We start from the raw sequence: 15,523 nt of genomic DNA, 5'->3' as shown, positions 1-15,523 counted from the left end.
AGGGGGGCCGCAGGCGCCGCCCGGGGGCTGCCGCCCCACACCCCCGCTTCGGCCTGAACGGCCTCGTCCTCAAACGCCGGACGGGCTGATCATGCTGCCGCCGGCCAGGCCTCGGCCAGCATCTTGCGGGTGTCCGCCAGCAGCTGGGGCAGCACCCGGGTGTGGCCCACCACCGGCATGAAGTTCGTGTCGCCGCCCCAGCGGGGGACGATGTGCTGGTGCAGGTGAGCCGCGATGCCCGCGCCGGCCACCGTGCCCTGGTTCATGCCGATGTTGAAGCCGTGCGCGCCGGATGCCGTGCGCAGCGCGGTCATCGCCTGCTTGGTCAGCTCGGCCAGTTCGGCCGTCTCCGGGCCGGTCAGGTCCGTGTAGTCGGCGACATGGCGGTACGGGACCGTCATCAGATGGCCGCCGTTGTACGGGTAGAGGTTGAGCACCGCGTAGACGTGTTCGCCGCGCCGGACGATCAGACCGTCCTCGTCGGATTTGGCCGGGATCGCGCAGAAGGGACAGCCGTCCTCGGCTCCTGGGCCGGTCGGCTTGTTCTCGCCCTGGATGTAGGCCATCCGGTGGGGGGTCCACAGGCGCTGGAACGCGTCCTGCGTCCCCACTCCGATCTGCTGCTCCGGCTCACTCGTCATGCTAGGCAGCATATTGCTTCGCCCGTTCGCGGCGTGTCGCCGGGGCCAGGGGAAGCCGACCGGCGGCGAAGCTGGGCGGATGGACGACGACAGCCGGCTGACCCGCTGGCAGCGGTGGGCCGACCTCCCGCTCGGCATCGCGTCACTGGTCTTCCTGGGCTCGTACGCGGTGCATGTGCTGGCGCCCGGGATGCCGAAGGCCGCGCACGCCTTCTTCCTTTCGCTGATGTACACGGCCTGGGCGATGTTCGCCGTCGACTACGCGGTGCGCTGGCGGCTCAGTGGTGAGGGGCCGCGGTTCGTACGGCGGCACTGGCTGGACACGCTCGTCCTGGTGCTGCCCCTGCTGCGGCCGGTGCGGGTCGTGCGGACCTACGAGTCGATCCAGCGCCGGCGCGGGGAACCCCGGCTCCCGCTGCACGCGCGCGTGGCGCTCTACTCGACGCTGTCGATCTCACTGCTGGGGTTCTCGGGCGCCCTCGCCGTCTACCAGGTCGAACGCTCGGCCCCGAACGCCACGATCCGCACCTTCGGCGACTCCCTCTGGTGGACGTGCTCGACCCTCTCCACGGTCGGTTACGGCGACTACGTCCCGGTGACCACCCTGGGGCGGTTCATCGCCGTGGGGCTGATGGCCTGCGGTCTGGCACTGCTGGGCACGGTCACGGGGTCGTTCTCGTCCTGGATGCTGCAGCGGTTCGCGCGGAACGAGGACGAGAGAAGGCCCCCGGAGAACTGATCTCCGAGGGCCCCTCGACGCCGGGTGGGATCAGACCTGGGTCCGCTCCTCGACCACCTGCGCGATCTTGGCGATGGCCTCCTCGAACGGGATGCCGTTCTCCTGCGAGCCGTCGCGGTAGCGGAAGGAGACCGAGCCGGCCGTCATGTCCTCGTCGCCCGCGATGACCATGAAGGGCACCTTCTGCTTCTGGGCGTTGCGGATCTTCTTCTGCATCCGGTCCGACGACGCGTCGACCTCGACCCGCAGGCCCTTCTTCTTGGCCTCGGCCGCGAACTTCTGCAGGTACTCGACGTGCCCGTCGCCGATCGGGATGCCGACCGCCTGGACCGGCGCCAGCCACGCCGGGAAGGCGCCCGCGTAGTGCTCCAGGAGTACTGCGAAGAACCGCTCGATGGAGCCGAACAGGGCGCGGTGGATCATCACCGGGCGCTGCTTGGAGCCGTCGGCGGCGGTGTACTCCAGGTCGAACCGCTCGGGCAGGTTGAAGTCGAGCTGCACGGTCGACATCTGCCAGGTGCGGCCGATGGCGTCCTTGGTCTGCACGGAGATCTTCGGGCCGTAGAAGGCGGCGCCGCCCGGGTCGGGGACGAGCGGGAGGCCCTGCTTCTCGGCGACCGAGCGCAGCGTCTCGGTCGCCTCCTCCCATACCTCGTCGGAGCCGACGAACTTCTCCGGGTCCTTGGTTGACAGCTCCAGGTAGAAGTCGGTGAGGCCGTAGTCGCGCAGCAGGTTCAGGACGAAGGTGAGCGTCTTGTCGAGCTCCTCCGCCATCTGCTCCTTGGTGCAGTAGATGTGCGCGTCGTCCTGGGTGAAGCCGCGGGCCCGGGTGAGGCCGTGCACGACACCCGACTTCTCGTAGCGGTACACGGTCCCGAACTCGAAGAGCCGCAGCGGCAGTTCACGGTAGGAGCGGCCGCGCGCGTCGAAGATCAGGTTGTGCATCGGGCAGTTCATGGGCTTGAGGTAGTAGTCCACGCCCTCGTCGAGCTGCATGGGCGGGTACATGCCGTCGGCGTACCAGTCCAGGTGTCCGGACGTCTCGAAGAGCTTCCCCTTCGTGGCGTGCGGGGTGTAGACGAACTCGTAGCCCTCCTCCTCGTGCCGTCGGCGCGAGTAGTCCTCCATCACCCGGCGGACGACGCCGCCCTTGGGGTGGAAGACGGCGAGACCGGAGCCGATCTGCTCCGGGATGGAGAACAGGTCCAGCTCGTTGCCCAGCTTGCGGTGGTCGCGCTTCTCGGCCTCGGCGAGGAAGTCGAGGTACTCCTTGAGCTCGTCCTTGGACGGCCAGGCGGTGCCGTAGATGCGCTGGAGCATCGGGTTCTTCTCGCTGCCGCGCCAGTAGGCGGCCGCGTTGCGCATCAGCTTGAACGCCGGGATGAGGCGGGTGGACGGCAGGTGGGGGCCGCGGCAGAGGTCCTTCCAGCACAGCTCACCGGTCTTGGCGTCCAGGTTGTCGTAGATCGTCAGCTCACCGGCGCCGACCTCGACGTCCGCGCCGTCGTCGCTGGACGCCGAGCCCTTGAGGCCGATCAGCTCCAGCTTGTACGGCTCGTTCGCCAGCTCCTCGCGGGCGGCCTCGTCGGTCACCACACGGCGGGAGAACTTCTGCCCGCGCTTCTGGATCTCCTGCATCTTCTTCTCGATGGCCTTGAGGTCATCGGGGTGGAAGGGCTTCTCGACGTCGAAGTCGTAGTAGAAGCCGTCCTTGACCGGCGGGCCGATACCCAGCTTGGCCTCGGGGAAGAGCTCCTGCACGGCCTGCGCCATGACGTGCGCGGTGGAGTGCCGCAGGATGCCCAGACCGTCCTCCGAGGAGATCTCGACACCCTCGACGGTCTCGCCGTCCTTCACCTCGTACGCGAGGTCCTTGAGCTCACCGCCCACACGCGCGGCGATGATCGAGCGCTCGCCGGCGAAGAGCTCGGCGGCCGTAGTCCCCGTCGTCACCACGCGCTCTTCCCGCTCGGAATCGCGTTGGATGATCACACGGACGTCTGACACCGGTCTCTCCTGCCTGAAGGTGAACGCGGCGCCATACCAGGAGCGCGCGCAATACCGGATCGTACCGACCCGGCCCCACCGACCGCTAAACGGTCACCGACAGTCCGCGGTCAGTCGCAGTCGTCCCCACTGCACGCCTCCTCGAAGAAGTCGAGGTTCTCCTGGAGCGACTTCACCAGACGGTCCCGCTCGGCCTCGTCCACCTGCACCGGTACGACCCCGGAGGCGCCGGACAGCCGCCGGAACCCGCCCCGGCTCTCCAGCCGCCCGTGCACCCGCACCGGGAGCCCGACCAGGTGGGCCTGCCCGGCGATCCGGTAGTCCTCCTCGTCGAGGGTGACCCGGACGTACGGCACCTCGGCGCCGGCGATGACCCGCAGCCGTACCGCGCCCTCGCCGCGCGGCTCCGAGCGGCGCATCCGGACCACGGTGCCGGTGATCCGGACCGGTACGGAGGGTTCGTCGCGCAGGAAGCGGGCGCCGGCCTCGCGCAGCACGGGCAGGTCGCCCGGCGAGAACTCGACGGGCTCGACGGTGGACGCGCAGTCGTCGGGGACTCCGGCGCCCGGTGCCCACTCGACGGAGATCCGGGCGCCCTCGGTGCCGCGCACGAGCGTGACCAGGGCGTCGGTGAGTTCGCGGCTCACACCTGCCTCGACGGCTCCGTCGAATGCGTCCATGCCGCCGGTGGCCCGCTGGTAGTCGATGGCCTCGCGGGCGGCGTACAGGGCCTGGTGGAGGCGGACGGCGAGGGGCCGCCCGGTGCCGACGGGCACGAAGGCGGTCAGGCTGCGGCCACCCTCCGCCGAGCCGACGAGGACGGACTCCAGCAGGGCGGCGGCCGCACGCTTGTGCCGGGCGCCGTAGTAACCGGCACGCGCGCGCGTGGCGAGCGCGCCGGCCAGCAGGGTCCCCCGGGCCGCGGCGCGCAGCTGTTCCTCGACCGTCCAGGGCGTGACGTCCGCGGGCCCGCTCGGCACATCCCGCCACCAGCGGATCTCGTCGCTGGGCACCGCCAGCCCGACCAGCACCTCACGCGCGGCGGGCGTGCCGCTGCGCACGAGAGCCGTGAGCGCCTCCCCGAGCAGATCGTCACTGTCCGGGAAGGCGCGGCTCTCCGGTACGAGCAGGCTGGTGCCGGGGTTGCCCGGCCCGGGCGGGGTCCAGCGGCCGTAACGCCCCGGGGCTCCGCCGCGCCGCTGCCAGCCGTGCCGGCGCAGCAGGGCGCCGAGCACCGCGGGGTCGACCTCGGTGGGCTCGGGAGGACGGTTCCAGTGGGGGTCCACCGGATGCGGCCGGACTTCCCTCAGCTGCTCCTCGTACGGACGGTGCCTCATGGTCGTCCTCCCGTCCCGACCCGCGTCATGATCTCGCAGAGCGCCCGGTCGTCGAAGATGCGCGAGGTCGGAATCCGCACGGTGGTGCGGTTGCGGCCGGTGATCGGGTGCCCTGCCAGGTTGACCCAGTAGCAGCAGTGGCGCAGATCGAGCCGGTCGTGGCTGGCGCGCAGCCAGTCGTCCTGGGAGCGCGGAACCAGCATCACCACGAGGATCTTGTGCACCGACACCGGTGTGCGCGCGAGCTTGCGCAGGTGGTCGTTGTCCAGCGTGAAGGAGAAGAAACGTCCCGGCGGGTTGGGTGCGATCTGGTACGTGCACTTGAGCTGCACCTTGATGGTCACCTCGTCGTCGACGGTGTGCCCGGGCGAGCCGTGGCTGACGTGCCAGTCGATGCCGTTGTCCGGGAACGGCTGTGAGAGCGAGCAGCCGGCCGCCGCGGCGACGGCGTGCAGATAACCCACCTGCAGAGTCTCCATGCAGGCGGTGGTGGCGAGTGTGCCGCGATGGGGGCCCGTGCGTTCGGGCAGCAGCCCGCCCCGCTCGGGCTGCGCTATCGCCATGACCAATAGCCTTCCCAGCCAAAGAGTTTCCCCGTGGCGGGCCGCTGAACTGCAAAGACCCGCACTCCTGTTGTGTCCTTCCGGCGTACGCCGCAAACGGCCCGGGTATCACCAAACGGGCAGAAGACGGAACGTCAGCTGCCGTGGGTGAACGAGGAGTTGTATTGGCATGACGTGCTGGTACGAGGGGCCCTTGGCGGCCTTCGACACCGAGACCACGGGCGTGGACGTGGAGACCGACCGCATCGTGTCCGCCGCGGTCGTCGTCCAGGACGCCCCGGGCACCCGACCCCGGGTGACCCGCTGGCTGGTGAACCCGGGTATGCCGGTGCCGGAAGCGGCGACGGCGGTGCACGGGCTGACGGACGAACACCTGCAGCGCAACGGCCGTTGGCCGGCGCCGGTGATGTACGAGATAGCCGAGGAACTGGCCGAGCATGCGGCGATGCACCGCCCGCTGGTGGTGATGAACGCGCCGTTCGATCTGACGCTCCTGGACCGCGAGTTGCGGCGGCACCGGGCGTCCGCACTGGACCGCTGGTTCGAGACGAGCCCCCTGCTCGTCCTCGATCCGCGGGTCCTGGACAAGCATCTGGACCGCTACCGCAAGGGCCGTCGCACCCTGACCGACCTCTGCGCGCACTACGAGGTCACCCTGGAGGGCGCGCACGACGCGGCCGCCGACGCACTGGCCTCGCTGGATCTGATACGAGCGCTGGGCCGCCGGTTCGCGGCCCGGCTGGAGCGCCTGAGCCCCGCCGAGCTGCACACGTTGCAGACGACGTGGCACGCGGCGCAGGCACGCGGGCTGCAGGCCTGGTTCGCGCGCAGCGGCACACCGGAGACGGTGAACACGTACTGGCCGCTACGGCCGGAACTGCCGACGGCAGCGTGAGGGGCGGGGCGCCGGCCATCCGGCGCCCCGCCACATCACGGCCTCACGGCTTCACGGTTTCATAGCGCGACGAGGCCGAGTTGTCGCAGCATGCCGAGTTCGTCGCTGCTGCCCCAGCGTTCGACGAGCTTGCCATCACTGTCGAAGCGGCTGATCTGCATGCCTCGGTAGCTGACCTTCTTGCCGGTCGCCGGTCGCCCCATGAGCGGCCCCAGGTGCGTCCCGCTGATGACGTAGGCGAAGGCCAACTCGTCGTCGGTGGCCAGCAGATGCTCCACCTGGACGTTCAAGTCGGGGAAGGCCTCTCGCAACTCGCCGAACATGTCCTTGTACCCCTCGGGCCCCGGCCCCTGTCCGGGGGCGGGATCGTGGTCGACCGAGTGGGAGGCGACGATCTCGTCGAGGGCGTCGAGGTTACCGGAGACGACGGCCTCTCCGAAGGCGGTCTGCGCGGCGATGTTCGCTTGCTGAGCCATGGGCCCTCCCGGGCGTGTCTCGGGCGCCGGCCTGTTCGTCGGCTGAGAGGTCCGCATCCATGCCGTCCCCCGACCGTACCTCCGCCGCTCGCGGCCGGCATGTCCACCCGGCAGGCATCCGGCGACGCCGGCCCGGCTCACCACGGCCCAGGGGCGAGACGGCTGCGCAGCAGCGCCTGAGCGGTCCTCTCGGCGTCGGCGAACCTGGCGTGTCCGGCGTCGGTCAGGGTGACCTCGACCGTCCTGCGGTCTCCGGCACGTCGATCGCGTTCGATGAGTCCGGCCGCCTGCAAACCCTTGAGAAGAGAGGTGATCCGGCTTCCCGACTCCCGGAGGAAGGCCGTCAGCCGGGCCACGGGCACGGGGCCGCCCCCGGCCTCCGCGACGGCACCGAGAATGAGATAACCGTGGAGCGACAGCCCGTGCAGCGCCCGCAGCTCGCCGTGCAGGTGCCCCAGGGTCAGCAGGATCGGTGGCGGCTGCCGCCGGGTGGTGTCCGACGGATCACTGTCGCTCATGTCGCTCATGTCGCTCCGGGAGACGGTTCCTCGGGCCGCGAACCCGCGGCCGGACCATCACAACCAGGCGCCGTACGACACCGATCGCGGGCCGAACGGACACGAGGCCCTCGGATCAGGACACCGGCCCGCACACCCCTCACAAAACGTCCAGACTTACATGAAATGCACATTCCACTAGGATGCACTTACCGCAAGAGCCGCCGGAGCGTATGCCATGGCCAAGCAGATCGTCTGTCGCGGGATCCACGGGCAACCGCCTTCCGAGTGCGGCGGGAGCGCCGAGCGGGTGCTGGTCGACCGCGCCTGGCCGGAGGGCATCGACCGGCTGGACGCGCCTCTCGACCAATGGCTGCGGGATGTCGCGCCGTCCGCCGAACTGCAGCGCTGGTACGGACAGGACCCCCGCCTGTTCGGTGAGTTCCGTCGCCGGTACCTGGTCGAGCTGGACGATCCCGAGCACCGTAGGGCGGCCGCCCGGCTACGGGACCTGGCCGAGCACAACAGCCTCACTCTGCTGACCGCAGCTCAGGACACGGACCACAGTCATGCCGCGGTACTCGCCGAGTGGCTCACCGACCACGGCGCTCCTGACACCGAACGTCCCGTTGCCGACTGTCCTGATGCCGACCCTCCTGACACCGAACGTCCCGACACCGGCCGTCCCGATGCCGGAGACGCCGATCCCGGCAGGCGCCCGCCTGGGCACCGGGCAGCCGCTCTCGCCGCCCTGGCCGACGTCAACGCGGGGGCGCTCGCCTTCGTCATGGGCACCGGCATCGTCTCCACCTGCTTGTACGCCAACGGCGCCGACGCCCTCTCCACAGCACTGCTCTGGGTGGCCCTGGCCGGCTTCGCGGTCCTGGTGCCCGCCTACGGCCTGCGGCTGCTGCGCCACCGGCAGCGGTTCGTCGCGGATCTCCTCGGGCCTCGTGCCTTCGCCTTCCTGACGCTCGCCATCTCCGCCAACGTGCTGGCCGCACGCTTCGTCCTGGACGGCCGCACCGCGGTGGCCGGAGCGTTCCTGGCGTTCGGCGCGTTGGTGTGGCTGGTGTTGGACTACGGCATTCCGCTCGCGCTCATCACCACCACGCGGCGCGGTCCGGCGCTCGACCAGGTGAACGGCACCTGGTTCCTGTGGGCGGTGGCCTCGGAGTCGGTGGCCGTCGCGGCGGCCGCGCTGGCACGGGTGACGCCGGGACACGTGCTGCCCGTGCTGGCGGTGGTGTGCTGGGCCGTCGGGCTGATGCAGTACCTGCTGACCGCCGGGATCGTGCTGGCGAGACTGCTGGTCCGGCCGGTGCAGCCGAAGACTCTCATGACGTCGGTCTGGATCTTCATGGGGGCGGCGGCGATCGCCGTGCTCGCCGGCGTGCGGCTGGTCTCGCTTCCGCCGGGCAGCCTGCTGCTGTCGCGTCCGGTCGTCCTGGGGTCGTCCGTGGTCCTGTGGTCGTTCTCCAGTTGGCTGATCCCGCTCCTGCTGGCTCTGGGCGTGTGGCGGCACGCCGTGCGCCGCGTTCCGCTGCGCTACGAGCTCGGCTGGTGGAACCTCGTCTTCCCGGTCGGCATGTACGCGGTCACCACCCACGAACTGGGACGCGCCACCGGAACCTCCTGGATGTCCACGGCCGGCCGCTGGGAGGTGTGGGTCGCCGCGGGGTTCTGGGCCGTCGTGTTCGCCGCCATGGCGGCGACCGTGCTCCGGCCGCGCGCCACGGCACCCCCTCGGACGCCGTCTCGCGCGGCGGGTTGACGCTCGCGGGCGGGGAGCGCCCTCCGGTGGACGCACCCGGCACGGCGCCGGGGCGGTGTCACCGGCGGACGGCGTGCCGCAAGGAGTGCCAGGCCACCACCGCCCAGGCGACGACGAGCAGCGCGTACAGGACGACGGCGCTCCACACGAAGAGCTCAGAGCCGGTACGGGTGGCGAGGGCACTGGTGCCGGTGACGCAGGCGCCGAGCGGGAAGATGAAGGACCACCAGGTGGGCGCGAAGGGCAGCCCCCGCCGGACCTCCCGCACGGTCAGCGCCGTGGCGAGCACCAGCCACAGCGTGGCGAAGCCCCATATCCCGATTCCGCCCAGGAGGGCCGCTACCGCGCTCCCGCGCGCGTACGGGGCCGGCAGCGTGCTCGGCGCCGCCGTGGCCAGCGCACCCAGCGCCGTCACCGCCTGGTCCAGCGCCCCCACGCCGATCCACACCGTGGGCACCGTCGCACCGCTGGGCGCGTCGTGGTGCACCAGACGGCTGTACACCATGGCCAGCACCAGCAGGACCGCCACCAGCCCGAGGCCGAGCATCGCGTAGCAGCCCAGCAGCAGGGCCAGCCGCGGCTGCCCGGCCGGCGCCCGCGGGACGAGCAGCGCGCCCGTCGCGGCGGAGACCATCGGCGGCACCACCGGCAGCAGCCAGCCGCCGAACGCCGCGTCCGGCGTGAAACGGTGCCGGGTGACCATCAGGTACGGCACCGCGCAGGCGGTGGCGAGACCGAGCACCGTACCGGCGGACCACAGCACCCAGTCCACGTCCAGCGCCGCCCGTTCCCCGATCAGCCGCCGGCCGAGCAGCAGCGTCCCGGCCCCGACGGTGAGCAGCGCCATCGGTGGCGCCCCGAAGAACTGCGCCAGCACCGGATCACCGGCGTGCACGCGCAGCATCCGCTGCCCGAGATACCCGGCGCCCAGCACGATCAGCAGCAGCGCGGCCGCCGCCCAGACCACCGTGGCGGCCACCCCGAGCCCGGGAAAGGTTCGCGGCAGGGTGGCAGCCGCGGAGGCCACGATCCCGGTGCCCATGACGGCCGCGAACCAACTGGGACCGAGCCGCCCTCTCCGGGTGCCGTGCGCCCCGCTGGGCCGACCCCGGGTACGTCCGGAAACTCGCGGAACCGGGCCGCCCTGGGACGGGATCGCTGGGCTGGTACTGGAGTGGGGTGCCACGGCGTGGAGCGCCTTCTCTTCTCGTGTCGGGGTTCGTCACCGCCTCCGACCGGCGGCGGTGACGGGCCGACCGGCCCGTCCACGCCCGGCAGCTCGCGGGTCACGGCCGAGACCGTCGGCCCGTTGGCGCTTCCGAAGGTAGGGCGCGGCACTGATCCCGCCACAGCGCAGCACGTGCCAGGACGCCCTCACTCCAGGACATCGGGGCACCGCCCGGTCAGGTGAATTGGGTAATCAAACCCACCGGGCCTACTGTGGAGCGAGTCCGTCCGGCCAGGAGGCGCACGATGAAGGACAGAGCGTCAGGCGGGAAACCCCTGCTGGTGACCGTGCTGCTCTTCCCAGGCGTTCGCCTGCTCGACGTCACCGGCCCGATCGAGGTGTTCTCGTCGGCCAACGACTTCGGCGGCCGCTACCGCGTGCGCACGGTGTCCCCGGACGGCGCAGACGTGGCCACCGCGTCCGGCACCGGCCTGAGCGTCGATCTGCCTGCCGCGCAGGCGCAGGATGTCAGCGACGTGCTGGTCATCCCCGGCGGCCCCGAGTGGCCCTCCCTCGTCAAGGACGACGCCCTGCTGGACACCGTGCGGGCGCTCGACGCACGTAGCCGACGTACGGCGTCCATCTGCACCGGTGCCTTCCTGCTCGCCGCCGCCGGACTGCTCGACGAGCGCACCGCGACCACGCACTGGCGCTTCGCCGACCAGCTCGCCCTGCGGTACCCGCGGGTGACCGTGGCGGCCGACCCGCTGTTCGTGCGCGACGGCCACATCATGACCTCGGCGGGCGTCAGCTCGGGCATCGATCTGTCACTGGCCCTGGTGGAGGAGCACTTCGGCGCCGATGTCGCCCGGGCCGTGGCCAAGGACATGGTCGTGTTCATGCAGCGACCGGGAGGCCAGTCGCAGTTCAGCGTCCGCACCCGGACTCCGCTCGTGCGGCAGGAGATGCTGCGCCGGGTCCTGGACGCGGTCGCCGAGGACCCGTCCGCCGACCACACCCTCTCGGCCATGGCGCGCCGGGCGGGTGTGAGTCCGCGTCACATGACGCGCCTGTTCCACGACGAGATGTCCACGACCCCGGCCCGCTATGTCGAGCGGATGCGCATGGAAGCCGCCCAGGCGATGCTGGAGGGCGGCGACGACCCCATGGCCACGGTGGCCCGGCGCACCGGCTTCGGCTCACCGGAGTCGCTGCGCCGGGCCTTCACACGCAACCTCGGCATCACGCCGGGAACCTACCGGGCACGCTTCCGCACCACGGACGCCACAGACACCACGGACACGGCGGACACCGCCGGCGACGTTGGGCCGCCCGGCTGATCGATCCGCGAGGCCGGCGTCAGGCGCTCGTGATGGTCCGCCCCGGCATCGGCTCGGCGAGCGCGGCCCGCCAGGCCGGTGAGCCGAACGGCCCGGCGAAGTACTGCGTCTCGTGCACCACATGCCGGTCGGCGAATTCCATGATGCTCACCGAGTACGAGGGCACGCCGTCGTAGGTGATGACGCACTCACTCACCCACACTCCCGCGTGTCCGGTGATCCGCCGGACCGTGAAGTGCCGGTCGGCGGGGTGTCCGCCGCGTTGCGCGGCGATCGTCTCGCGCCCCCGGAAGCGCTCCCCCGACTGCGGGTAGTCGAGGATCGCGTCGTCGGCGTAGACGGCGTGCTCGGCTTCGACGTCCCCGCGTTCCGATGCCCGCCAATGCTCGTCGATCGCGGCCCTGATCCCGGAATCAGCGTCCATGGCACCACCTTTCCGCAGCGGTGACAGCCTAGGCACACCTGACCGCGGCGCGCCGATGGGCAGGCGGGTGCGGGCCGGCGGGTCCACCATTCGGCCGGAACCCATACAAAAAAGGCCGGTCCGCACAGGCGGACCGGCCTTCCCGGTGGTGGGCGATACTGGGTTCGAACCAGTGACCTCTTCGGTGTGAACGAAGCGCTCTCCCACTGAGCTAATCGCCCGGGAACGCAGTGAACGATACAGGGACCGGCGGGCTTCGTTCAAACCGCTTGCAGGTGCCTGCACAGTCCCCGCCGTCCCGACCACATCATCAGCCGGTGGTTGGCGCGGAAGAACGGCCGCCCGGGGACGGCCAGTCGGCGCAGCAGCGGCTTGCCGACGTCGACGACCTGGTCGTAGCGGGCCAGGGTGCCGCTGCCGTCGGCGGTGACCGTCCAGCGGGCCCAGCCCTCGATGTCGCCGCTCATCGCGATCTCCAGCACGCCGGCGGCCGGGTCGCGCCGGGTCTCGCGTGCGGTGAACGTCATGTCGTACGGCAGGACCGAGCGGATGGTGATGATGCCGGTGATGTCGTTCAGCCGGCTGACCGTGCGGACCTGCGGCCACCAGCGCGGGTAGTCCTCGACCCGCGCGAGGGCCTGGTAGACGGCCGCGCCCCCGAAGGGCAGCGGCCACAGACTGCGGAAGCGGTAGTGGGTCCAGTCCATGGGCGGAGTCTGCCCGGCGGGTCGATCTGAGTACGCATACTCATGCCGCACAGAGTGACCCGGACCACACTCTTGAGTGCGAGCGCCGCCGCCCGTGCGACGGCGCTCCCCCCTTCACCCGCTACGACGGCATCTTGTCGCCCAGCAGGGCCAGGTTCTCGATGGCCGCGAGCCCGTACAGCGCGGTGTCGTTGGAGGACACCCAGCTCGCCTCGCTCCCCGCGACGAGCGTGACCGGCCCCGAGAGCGGCGCGGTCTTCCACGGCGAGGACTCCGTATAGCCGTCGGAGCTGTAGAACTTCGTCCACGCACGCCTGGCGAGCGTCTCGTCACCGGTCTGTACGGCGGCGTAGGCGTCGAGCCTCGAGTGGCCCTGGAAGAGCAGCAGGGTCCCGAAGTTGGAGCCGTAGCGTGCCGCTTGTTCGGCCTTGGTGGCGTTGAAGTAGCGGCAGTAGTCGAAGTACACCTCGTTGAACTTCGGCATGTCGACCAGGTGGATGAGTTCGGCGCAGAGTTCGTTGAGGCCGAAGACCGCCGAGAGGTGGGACACGGAGACGACCGGGGCGGCGGCGGTGGCGAACTTGCCGGTGTCGAGGTCGTAGAGGCCGCTGCCCTGCACGAAGCCGTTGGGCTGGGCGGCGATGCCCTCCATGGTCGACAGCACCCGCGCCTTGGCCTTTTCCCACTTGGGGCCCTTGCGTTCCCACTCGGTGAGCCAGGCCGACACCAGACCGCTCCAGTCGGTGCCGAAGCCGATGGACAGGGCGTGCCGGTCGGGGGTGTAGGGGTCGGTGCGGATCTTGCGGAGCGGGTCGAGGACGAGGAAGGTCTCGTCGGAGTCGACGTTGGCGGCCATGAGGTCGCCGACGCGTTCGTCGGCGGTGAGGAAGTAGTAGAAGCGCCGGTAGGTGGTGTTGGAGATGCGCTGCTGCTTGGCGCTGTCCGCGAAGTGCTGGACGCCGTGCCGGGTGCCGAGGCCGGCCCACTGGCCTAGGTGGTAGACGTCCACCTCGCCGGTGTGCCGGGTGAGCGCCTCCGCGAACCGGAAGATGTCCGAGCGGCCGCTTCTGAGGTACGCGTACCAGAGCCACAGGTCGGGCGAGAGCTCGGAGTTGTCCCAGGCGTAGCCGCCGACGTCGTACCGCCACTGGTGGCGCACGGTGTCATAGGTGTGCATGAAGTCGCCGTAGTCCCAGAAGCCGTACCAACGGCGCTGCTCCACCTGGTCCTTGTAGTAGGTGAAGAGGAAGTCGAGATGGTCCTCGATCTTCGCCTTGGCCGCGGTGGAGCGGTCGGGCTCGGAGTAGAGGCCGGGGCCGAAGACCTTGGCCCTGATGAGCTGCCGGGGCGGAGCGGTGAGCTGGGGCAGCGTCCGCACGGCCTCGACCTGCCGGGCGAGGGTCTCCGGCGCGGGCGTCGACTCGTTGGCCCAGAAGAGGAGTTCGGAGGTGCGGGCGATGCCGTAGGGGGTGCCGAATGCGGGCTCGTAGTCCTCGTAGGTGATCTCAAGGCCTTCGAGCTGTTCGGCGTAGGTGTCCTGGCCCATGCCGTCGTGGTAGGAGCGCAGGTCCATCGGCTGGGCCTCGGGCGACCAGAGCCAGAGGGTGACCTCGGCCTCGTCGGTGTGGGCGTCGCGGATGTCGAGCTGGGCGGGGAACTTCTCCCAGAAGTCCCGCAGCCCGAAGGAGAATCCGCCGCTCGCGCCACCGACGTACCCGAAGCCGGAGGCCCGCTTGCCGCCGCCGGCCGCGATCCAGCCGTACCCCTTCTTGGTGCGCTTGCGCAGGGTGAAGCCGTCGGCGGAGAGCTGGGCGAGGGTGTAGTCACCCCAGTGCGGGATGTACTGGAGGCGGGTGGTGACCCGCTGGTCCCAGGTGGACGGGTCGGGCAGCCGCTGCCCCGCGTACTGGGCCGCCTGCACGGCCGCGCCCGGGTCCCGGCGCAGCCCGGTGACGCCTTGGACGGCCTCCCGCAGCAGGCCGGTACCCTCACCGCCGACACGGATGTGCCGGTCGTACGCCTCGTCGCGCATCGGCACGCTGAAACGGACACCGAGCCCGCGGATGAAGTCGCCGCTCGCCTTGCCCGGCTCCTGGGTGCCGTCGTACGTGATCGTGTGGACCATCCGGAAGGAGTCGGCGCCCGCGTAGAAGTAGAGACGGATCGAGAACGGCAGCCAACTCCGGTTTCCCTTGCGGTGTTTGCCGTCGATGCGGACGACGGCGCGGACAGGCCCCTTCTGTTCGACGGTCACCGCGTCGATGGCGCCGTCGAAGCGCTCGGTCCTGACCGCGCCCTGGTCCTCGTCCTCGATCTCGGGCTGGCGGACGAGGACGAGCCGCCCGTTCCTGGCGATCTCCGTCGAGCCTCGGGTGACCGACTTGACGAGTGTCGAGCCGTTCTTGCCGATCTTCACGGAGATCACGCCGGTGGACACGTCGACGGTCCCGCCGCTCGTGGAGACGGTGACCTTCCTGTCGGGCGCCACCGTGTCGCCCGGCGCGAGCGTGAGCGTTCCGCTGCCCGAACTCACGGCGTGGGCGGTCCACTTGAGGGAGCCGTCCGGCCAGTAGGCGATCGGCCAGGACTGGACGGGCACGTCGTCGCCGCTCTCGTCCGTCAGCGCGAAGGTCTGGCCCTCCCGGAACGCGCCCCTCGGCCAGGGCACCCCGACGGTCGAGCCGGGCGCGGCGCCGAGACCGCCGTCCTCCAGCCAGTCCAGGGTCACCGGGTCCGCGTCGGCGGCCTCGGCTCTGGGCGCGGCCTGCGCGTCCTCGGCGCCCAGCGCCCAGCTGAACCGGGCGGCGGCACCGGCGACGGCGGCCGCCTTGAGGAGGGACCTGCGGGGGATGGGAGACATCGTCCGCCTTCCTTTCCGTGCGAGTGCGGGATGGTCAGGGGCATGACAGACAGGGGTGTGGCGCCGGATGGGCGCCGCCCCTGGTACGTGGCCGG

General features: G+C 70.8%; 14 protein-coding genes and 1 tRNA gene. 4 read left to right on the top strand and 11 right to left on the bottom strand.

The window, feature by feature from the left end; genetic code table 11:
* Window positions 1-89: 89 nt before the first annotated feature.
* Complete coding sequence (locus ACZ4N4_RS33285; protein ID WP_453577199.1) at window positions 90-653, bottom strand: HIT family protein; 564 nt, start codon at window positions 651-653, stop codon at window positions 90-92.
* Between the two features lie 67 nt (window positions 654-720).
* Between ACZ4N4_RS33285 and ACZ4N4_RS33280 the strand changes: the two genes are divergently transcribed.
* Complete coding sequence (locus tag ACZ4N4_RS33280; RefSeq protein ID WP_467595751.1) at window positions 721-1,380, top strand: potassium channel family protein; 660 nt, start codon at window positions 721-723, stop codon at window positions 1,378-1,380.
* 30 nt (window positions 1,381-1,410) lie between these two features.
* Here the strand turns inward: ACZ4N4_RS33280 and thrS are convergent, their stop codons facing one another.
* From thrS to ACZ4N4_RS33265, 3 genes are all read right to left on the bottom strand, one after another.
* Window positions 1,411-3,387, bottom strand: coding sequence for a threonine--tRNA ligase (gene thrS / locus ACZ4N4_RS33275; protein ID WP_453577205.1), 1,977 nt, complete (start codon window positions 3,385-3,387; stop codon window positions 1,411-1,413).
* Between the two features lie 110 nt (window positions 3,388-3,497).
* On the bottom strand, window positions 3,498-4,724 hold the full coding sequence (locus ACZ4N4_RS33270; RefSeq protein ID WP_467595747.1) for a hypothetical protein: 1,227 nt from the start codon (window positions 4,722-4,724) through the stop codon (window positions 3,498-3,500).
* Complete coding sequence (locus ACZ4N4_RS33265; protein WP_089103211.1) at window positions 4,721-5,287, bottom strand: DUF4365 domain-containing protein; 567 nt, start codon at window positions 5,285-5,287, stop codon at window positions 4,721-4,723. The genes ACZ4N4_RS33270 and ACZ4N4_RS33265 overlap by 4 nt, the downstream gene beginning before the upstream one ends.
* A gap of 169 nt (window positions 5,288-5,456) precedes the next feature.
* Here ACZ4N4_RS33265 and ACZ4N4_RS33260 point away from each other — a divergent pair, with 169 nt between their 5' ends.
* On the top strand, window positions 5,457-6,182 hold the full coding sequence (locus ACZ4N4_RS33260) for a 3'-5' exonuclease (protein WP_450759022.1): 726 nt from the start codon (window positions 5,457-5,459) through the stop codon (window positions 6,180-6,182).
* A 59-nt stretch (window positions 6,183-6,241) separates the two neighbouring features.
* Here ACZ4N4_RS33260 and ACZ4N4_RS33255 read toward each other — a convergent pair whose 3' ends face one another.
* Window positions 6,242-6,658, bottom strand: a complete 417-nt coding sequence (locus ACZ4N4_RS33255) for an ester cyclase (protein ID WP_453577214.1) — start codon at window positions 6,656-6,658, stop codon at window positions 6,242-6,244.
* 137 nt (window positions 6,659-6,795) lie between these two features.
* Window positions 6,796-7,185, bottom strand: coding sequence for a MarR family winged helix-turn-helix transcriptional regulator (locus ACZ4N4_RS33250; protein ID WP_467595742.1), 390 nt, complete (start codon window positions 7,183-7,185; stop codon window positions 6,796-6,798).
* Between the two features lie 208 nt (window positions 7,186-7,393).
* Between ACZ4N4_RS33250 and ACZ4N4_RS33245 the strand changes: the two genes are divergently transcribed.
* Window positions 7,394-8,929: an SLAC1 family transporter gene (locus ACZ4N4_RS33245; RefSeq protein WP_467595740.1), complete on the top strand. Its 1,536-nt coding sequence runs from the start codon at window positions 7,394-7,396 to the stop codon at window positions 8,927-8,929.
* Window positions 8,930-8,987: 58 nt separating this feature from the next.
* On the opposite strand, the gene ACZ4N4_RS33240 is transcribed toward ACZ4N4_RS33245, so the two are convergent.
* Window positions 8,988-10,115 carry a TDT family transporter gene (locus tag ACZ4N4_RS33240; protein WP_467595737.1) on the bottom strand — a complete coding sequence of 376 codons (1,128 nt, stop codon included), beginning with the start codon at window positions 10,113-10,115 and terminating at the stop codon, window positions 8,988-8,990.
* A gap of 287 nt (window positions 10,116-10,402) precedes the next feature.
* Between ACZ4N4_RS33240 and ACZ4N4_RS33235 the strand changes: the two genes are divergently transcribed.
* Window positions 10,403-11,437 carry a GlxA family transcriptional regulator gene (locus ACZ4N4_RS33235; protein ID WP_467595734.1) on the top strand — a complete coding sequence of 345 codons (1,035 nt, stop codon included), beginning with the start codon at window positions 10,403-10,405 and terminating at the stop codon, window positions 11,435-11,437.
* A gap of 19 nt (window positions 11,438-11,456) precedes the next feature.
* Here the strand turns inward: ACZ4N4_RS33235 and ACZ4N4_RS33230 are convergent, their stop codons facing one another.
* From ACZ4N4_RS33230 to ACZ4N4_RS33215, 4 genes are all read right to left on the bottom strand, one after another.
* Window positions 11,457-11,861, bottom strand: coding sequence for a nuclear transport factor 2 family protein (locus tag ACZ4N4_RS33230; RefSeq protein ID WP_453577228.1), 405 nt, complete (start codon window positions 11,859-11,861; stop codon window positions 11,457-11,459).
* 146 nt (window positions 11,862-12,007) lie between these two features.
* A tRNA-Val gene (locus tag ACZ4N4_RS33225) sits at window positions 12,008-12,082 on the bottom strand.
* 39 nt (window positions 12,083-12,121) lie between these two features.
* Window positions 12,122-12,568: an SRPBCC family protein gene (locus ACZ4N4_RS33220; protein ID WP_467595731.1), complete on the bottom strand. Its 447-nt coding sequence runs from the start codon at window positions 12,566-12,568 to the stop codon at window positions 12,122-12,124.
* 121 nt (window positions 12,569-12,689) lie between these two features.
* Window positions 12,690-15,428, bottom strand: a complete 2,739-nt coding sequence (locus ACZ4N4_RS33215) for an exo-rhamnogalacturonan lyase family protein (RefSeq protein WP_467595729.1) — start codon at window positions 15,426-15,428, stop codon at window positions 12,690-12,692.
* Between the last annotated feature and the right edge of the window lie 95 nt (window positions 15,429-15,523).

The organism is Streptomyces sp. NPDC026538 (assembly GCF_055567535.1).
This window is presented reverse-complemented; position numbering and strand designations above follow the sequence as displayed.

Coding starts and splice junctions, on each gene's coding strand:
- ACZ4N4_RS33285 (WP_453577199.1), bottom strand. CDS start 653: ATGCTGCCTAGCATGACGAGTGAGCCGGAGCAGCAGATCGGAGTGGGG.
- ACZ4N4_RS33280 (WP_467595751.1), top strand. CDS start 721: ATGGACGACGACAGCCGGCTGACCCGCTGGCAGCGGTGGGCCGACCTC.
- ACZ4N4_RS33270 (WP_467595747.1), bottom strand. CDS start 4,724: ATGAGGCACCGTCCGTACGAGGAGCAGCTGAGGGAAGTCCGGCCGCAT.
- ACZ4N4_RS33265 (WP_089103211.1), bottom strand. CDS start 5,287: ATGGCGATAGCGCAGCCCGAGCGGGGCGGGCTGCTGCCCGAACGCACG.
- ACZ4N4_RS33260 (WP_450759022.1), top strand. CDS start 5,457: ATGACGTGCTGGTACGAGGGGCCCTTGGCGGCCTTCGACACCGAGACC.
- ACZ4N4_RS33255 (WP_453577214.1), bottom strand. CDS start 6,658: ATGGCTCAGCAAGCGAACATCGCCGCGCAGACCGCCTTCGGAGAGGCC.
- ACZ4N4_RS33250 (WP_467595742.1), bottom strand. CDS start 7,185: ATGAGCGACATGAGCGACAGTGATCCGTCGGACACCACCCGGCGGCAG.
- ACZ4N4_RS33245 (WP_467595740.1), top strand. CDS start 7,394: ATGGCCAAGCAGATCGTCTGTCGCGGGATCCACGGGCAACCGCCTTCC.
- ACZ4N4_RS33235 (WP_467595734.1), top strand. CDS start 10,403: ATGAAGGACAGAGCGTCAGGCGGGAAACCCCTGCTGGTGACCGTGCTG.
- ACZ4N4_RS33230 (WP_453577228.1), bottom strand. CDS start 11,861: ATGGACGCTGATTCCGGGATCAGGGCCGCGATCGACGAGCATTGGCGG.
- ACZ4N4_RS33220 (WP_467595731.1), bottom strand. CDS start 12,568: ATGGACTGGACCCACTACCGCTTCCGCAGTCTGTGGCCGCTGCCCTTC.
- ACZ4N4_RS33215 (WP_467595729.1), bottom strand. CDS start 15,428: ATGTCTCCCATCCCCCGCAGGTCCCTCCTCAAGGCGGCCGCCGTCGCC.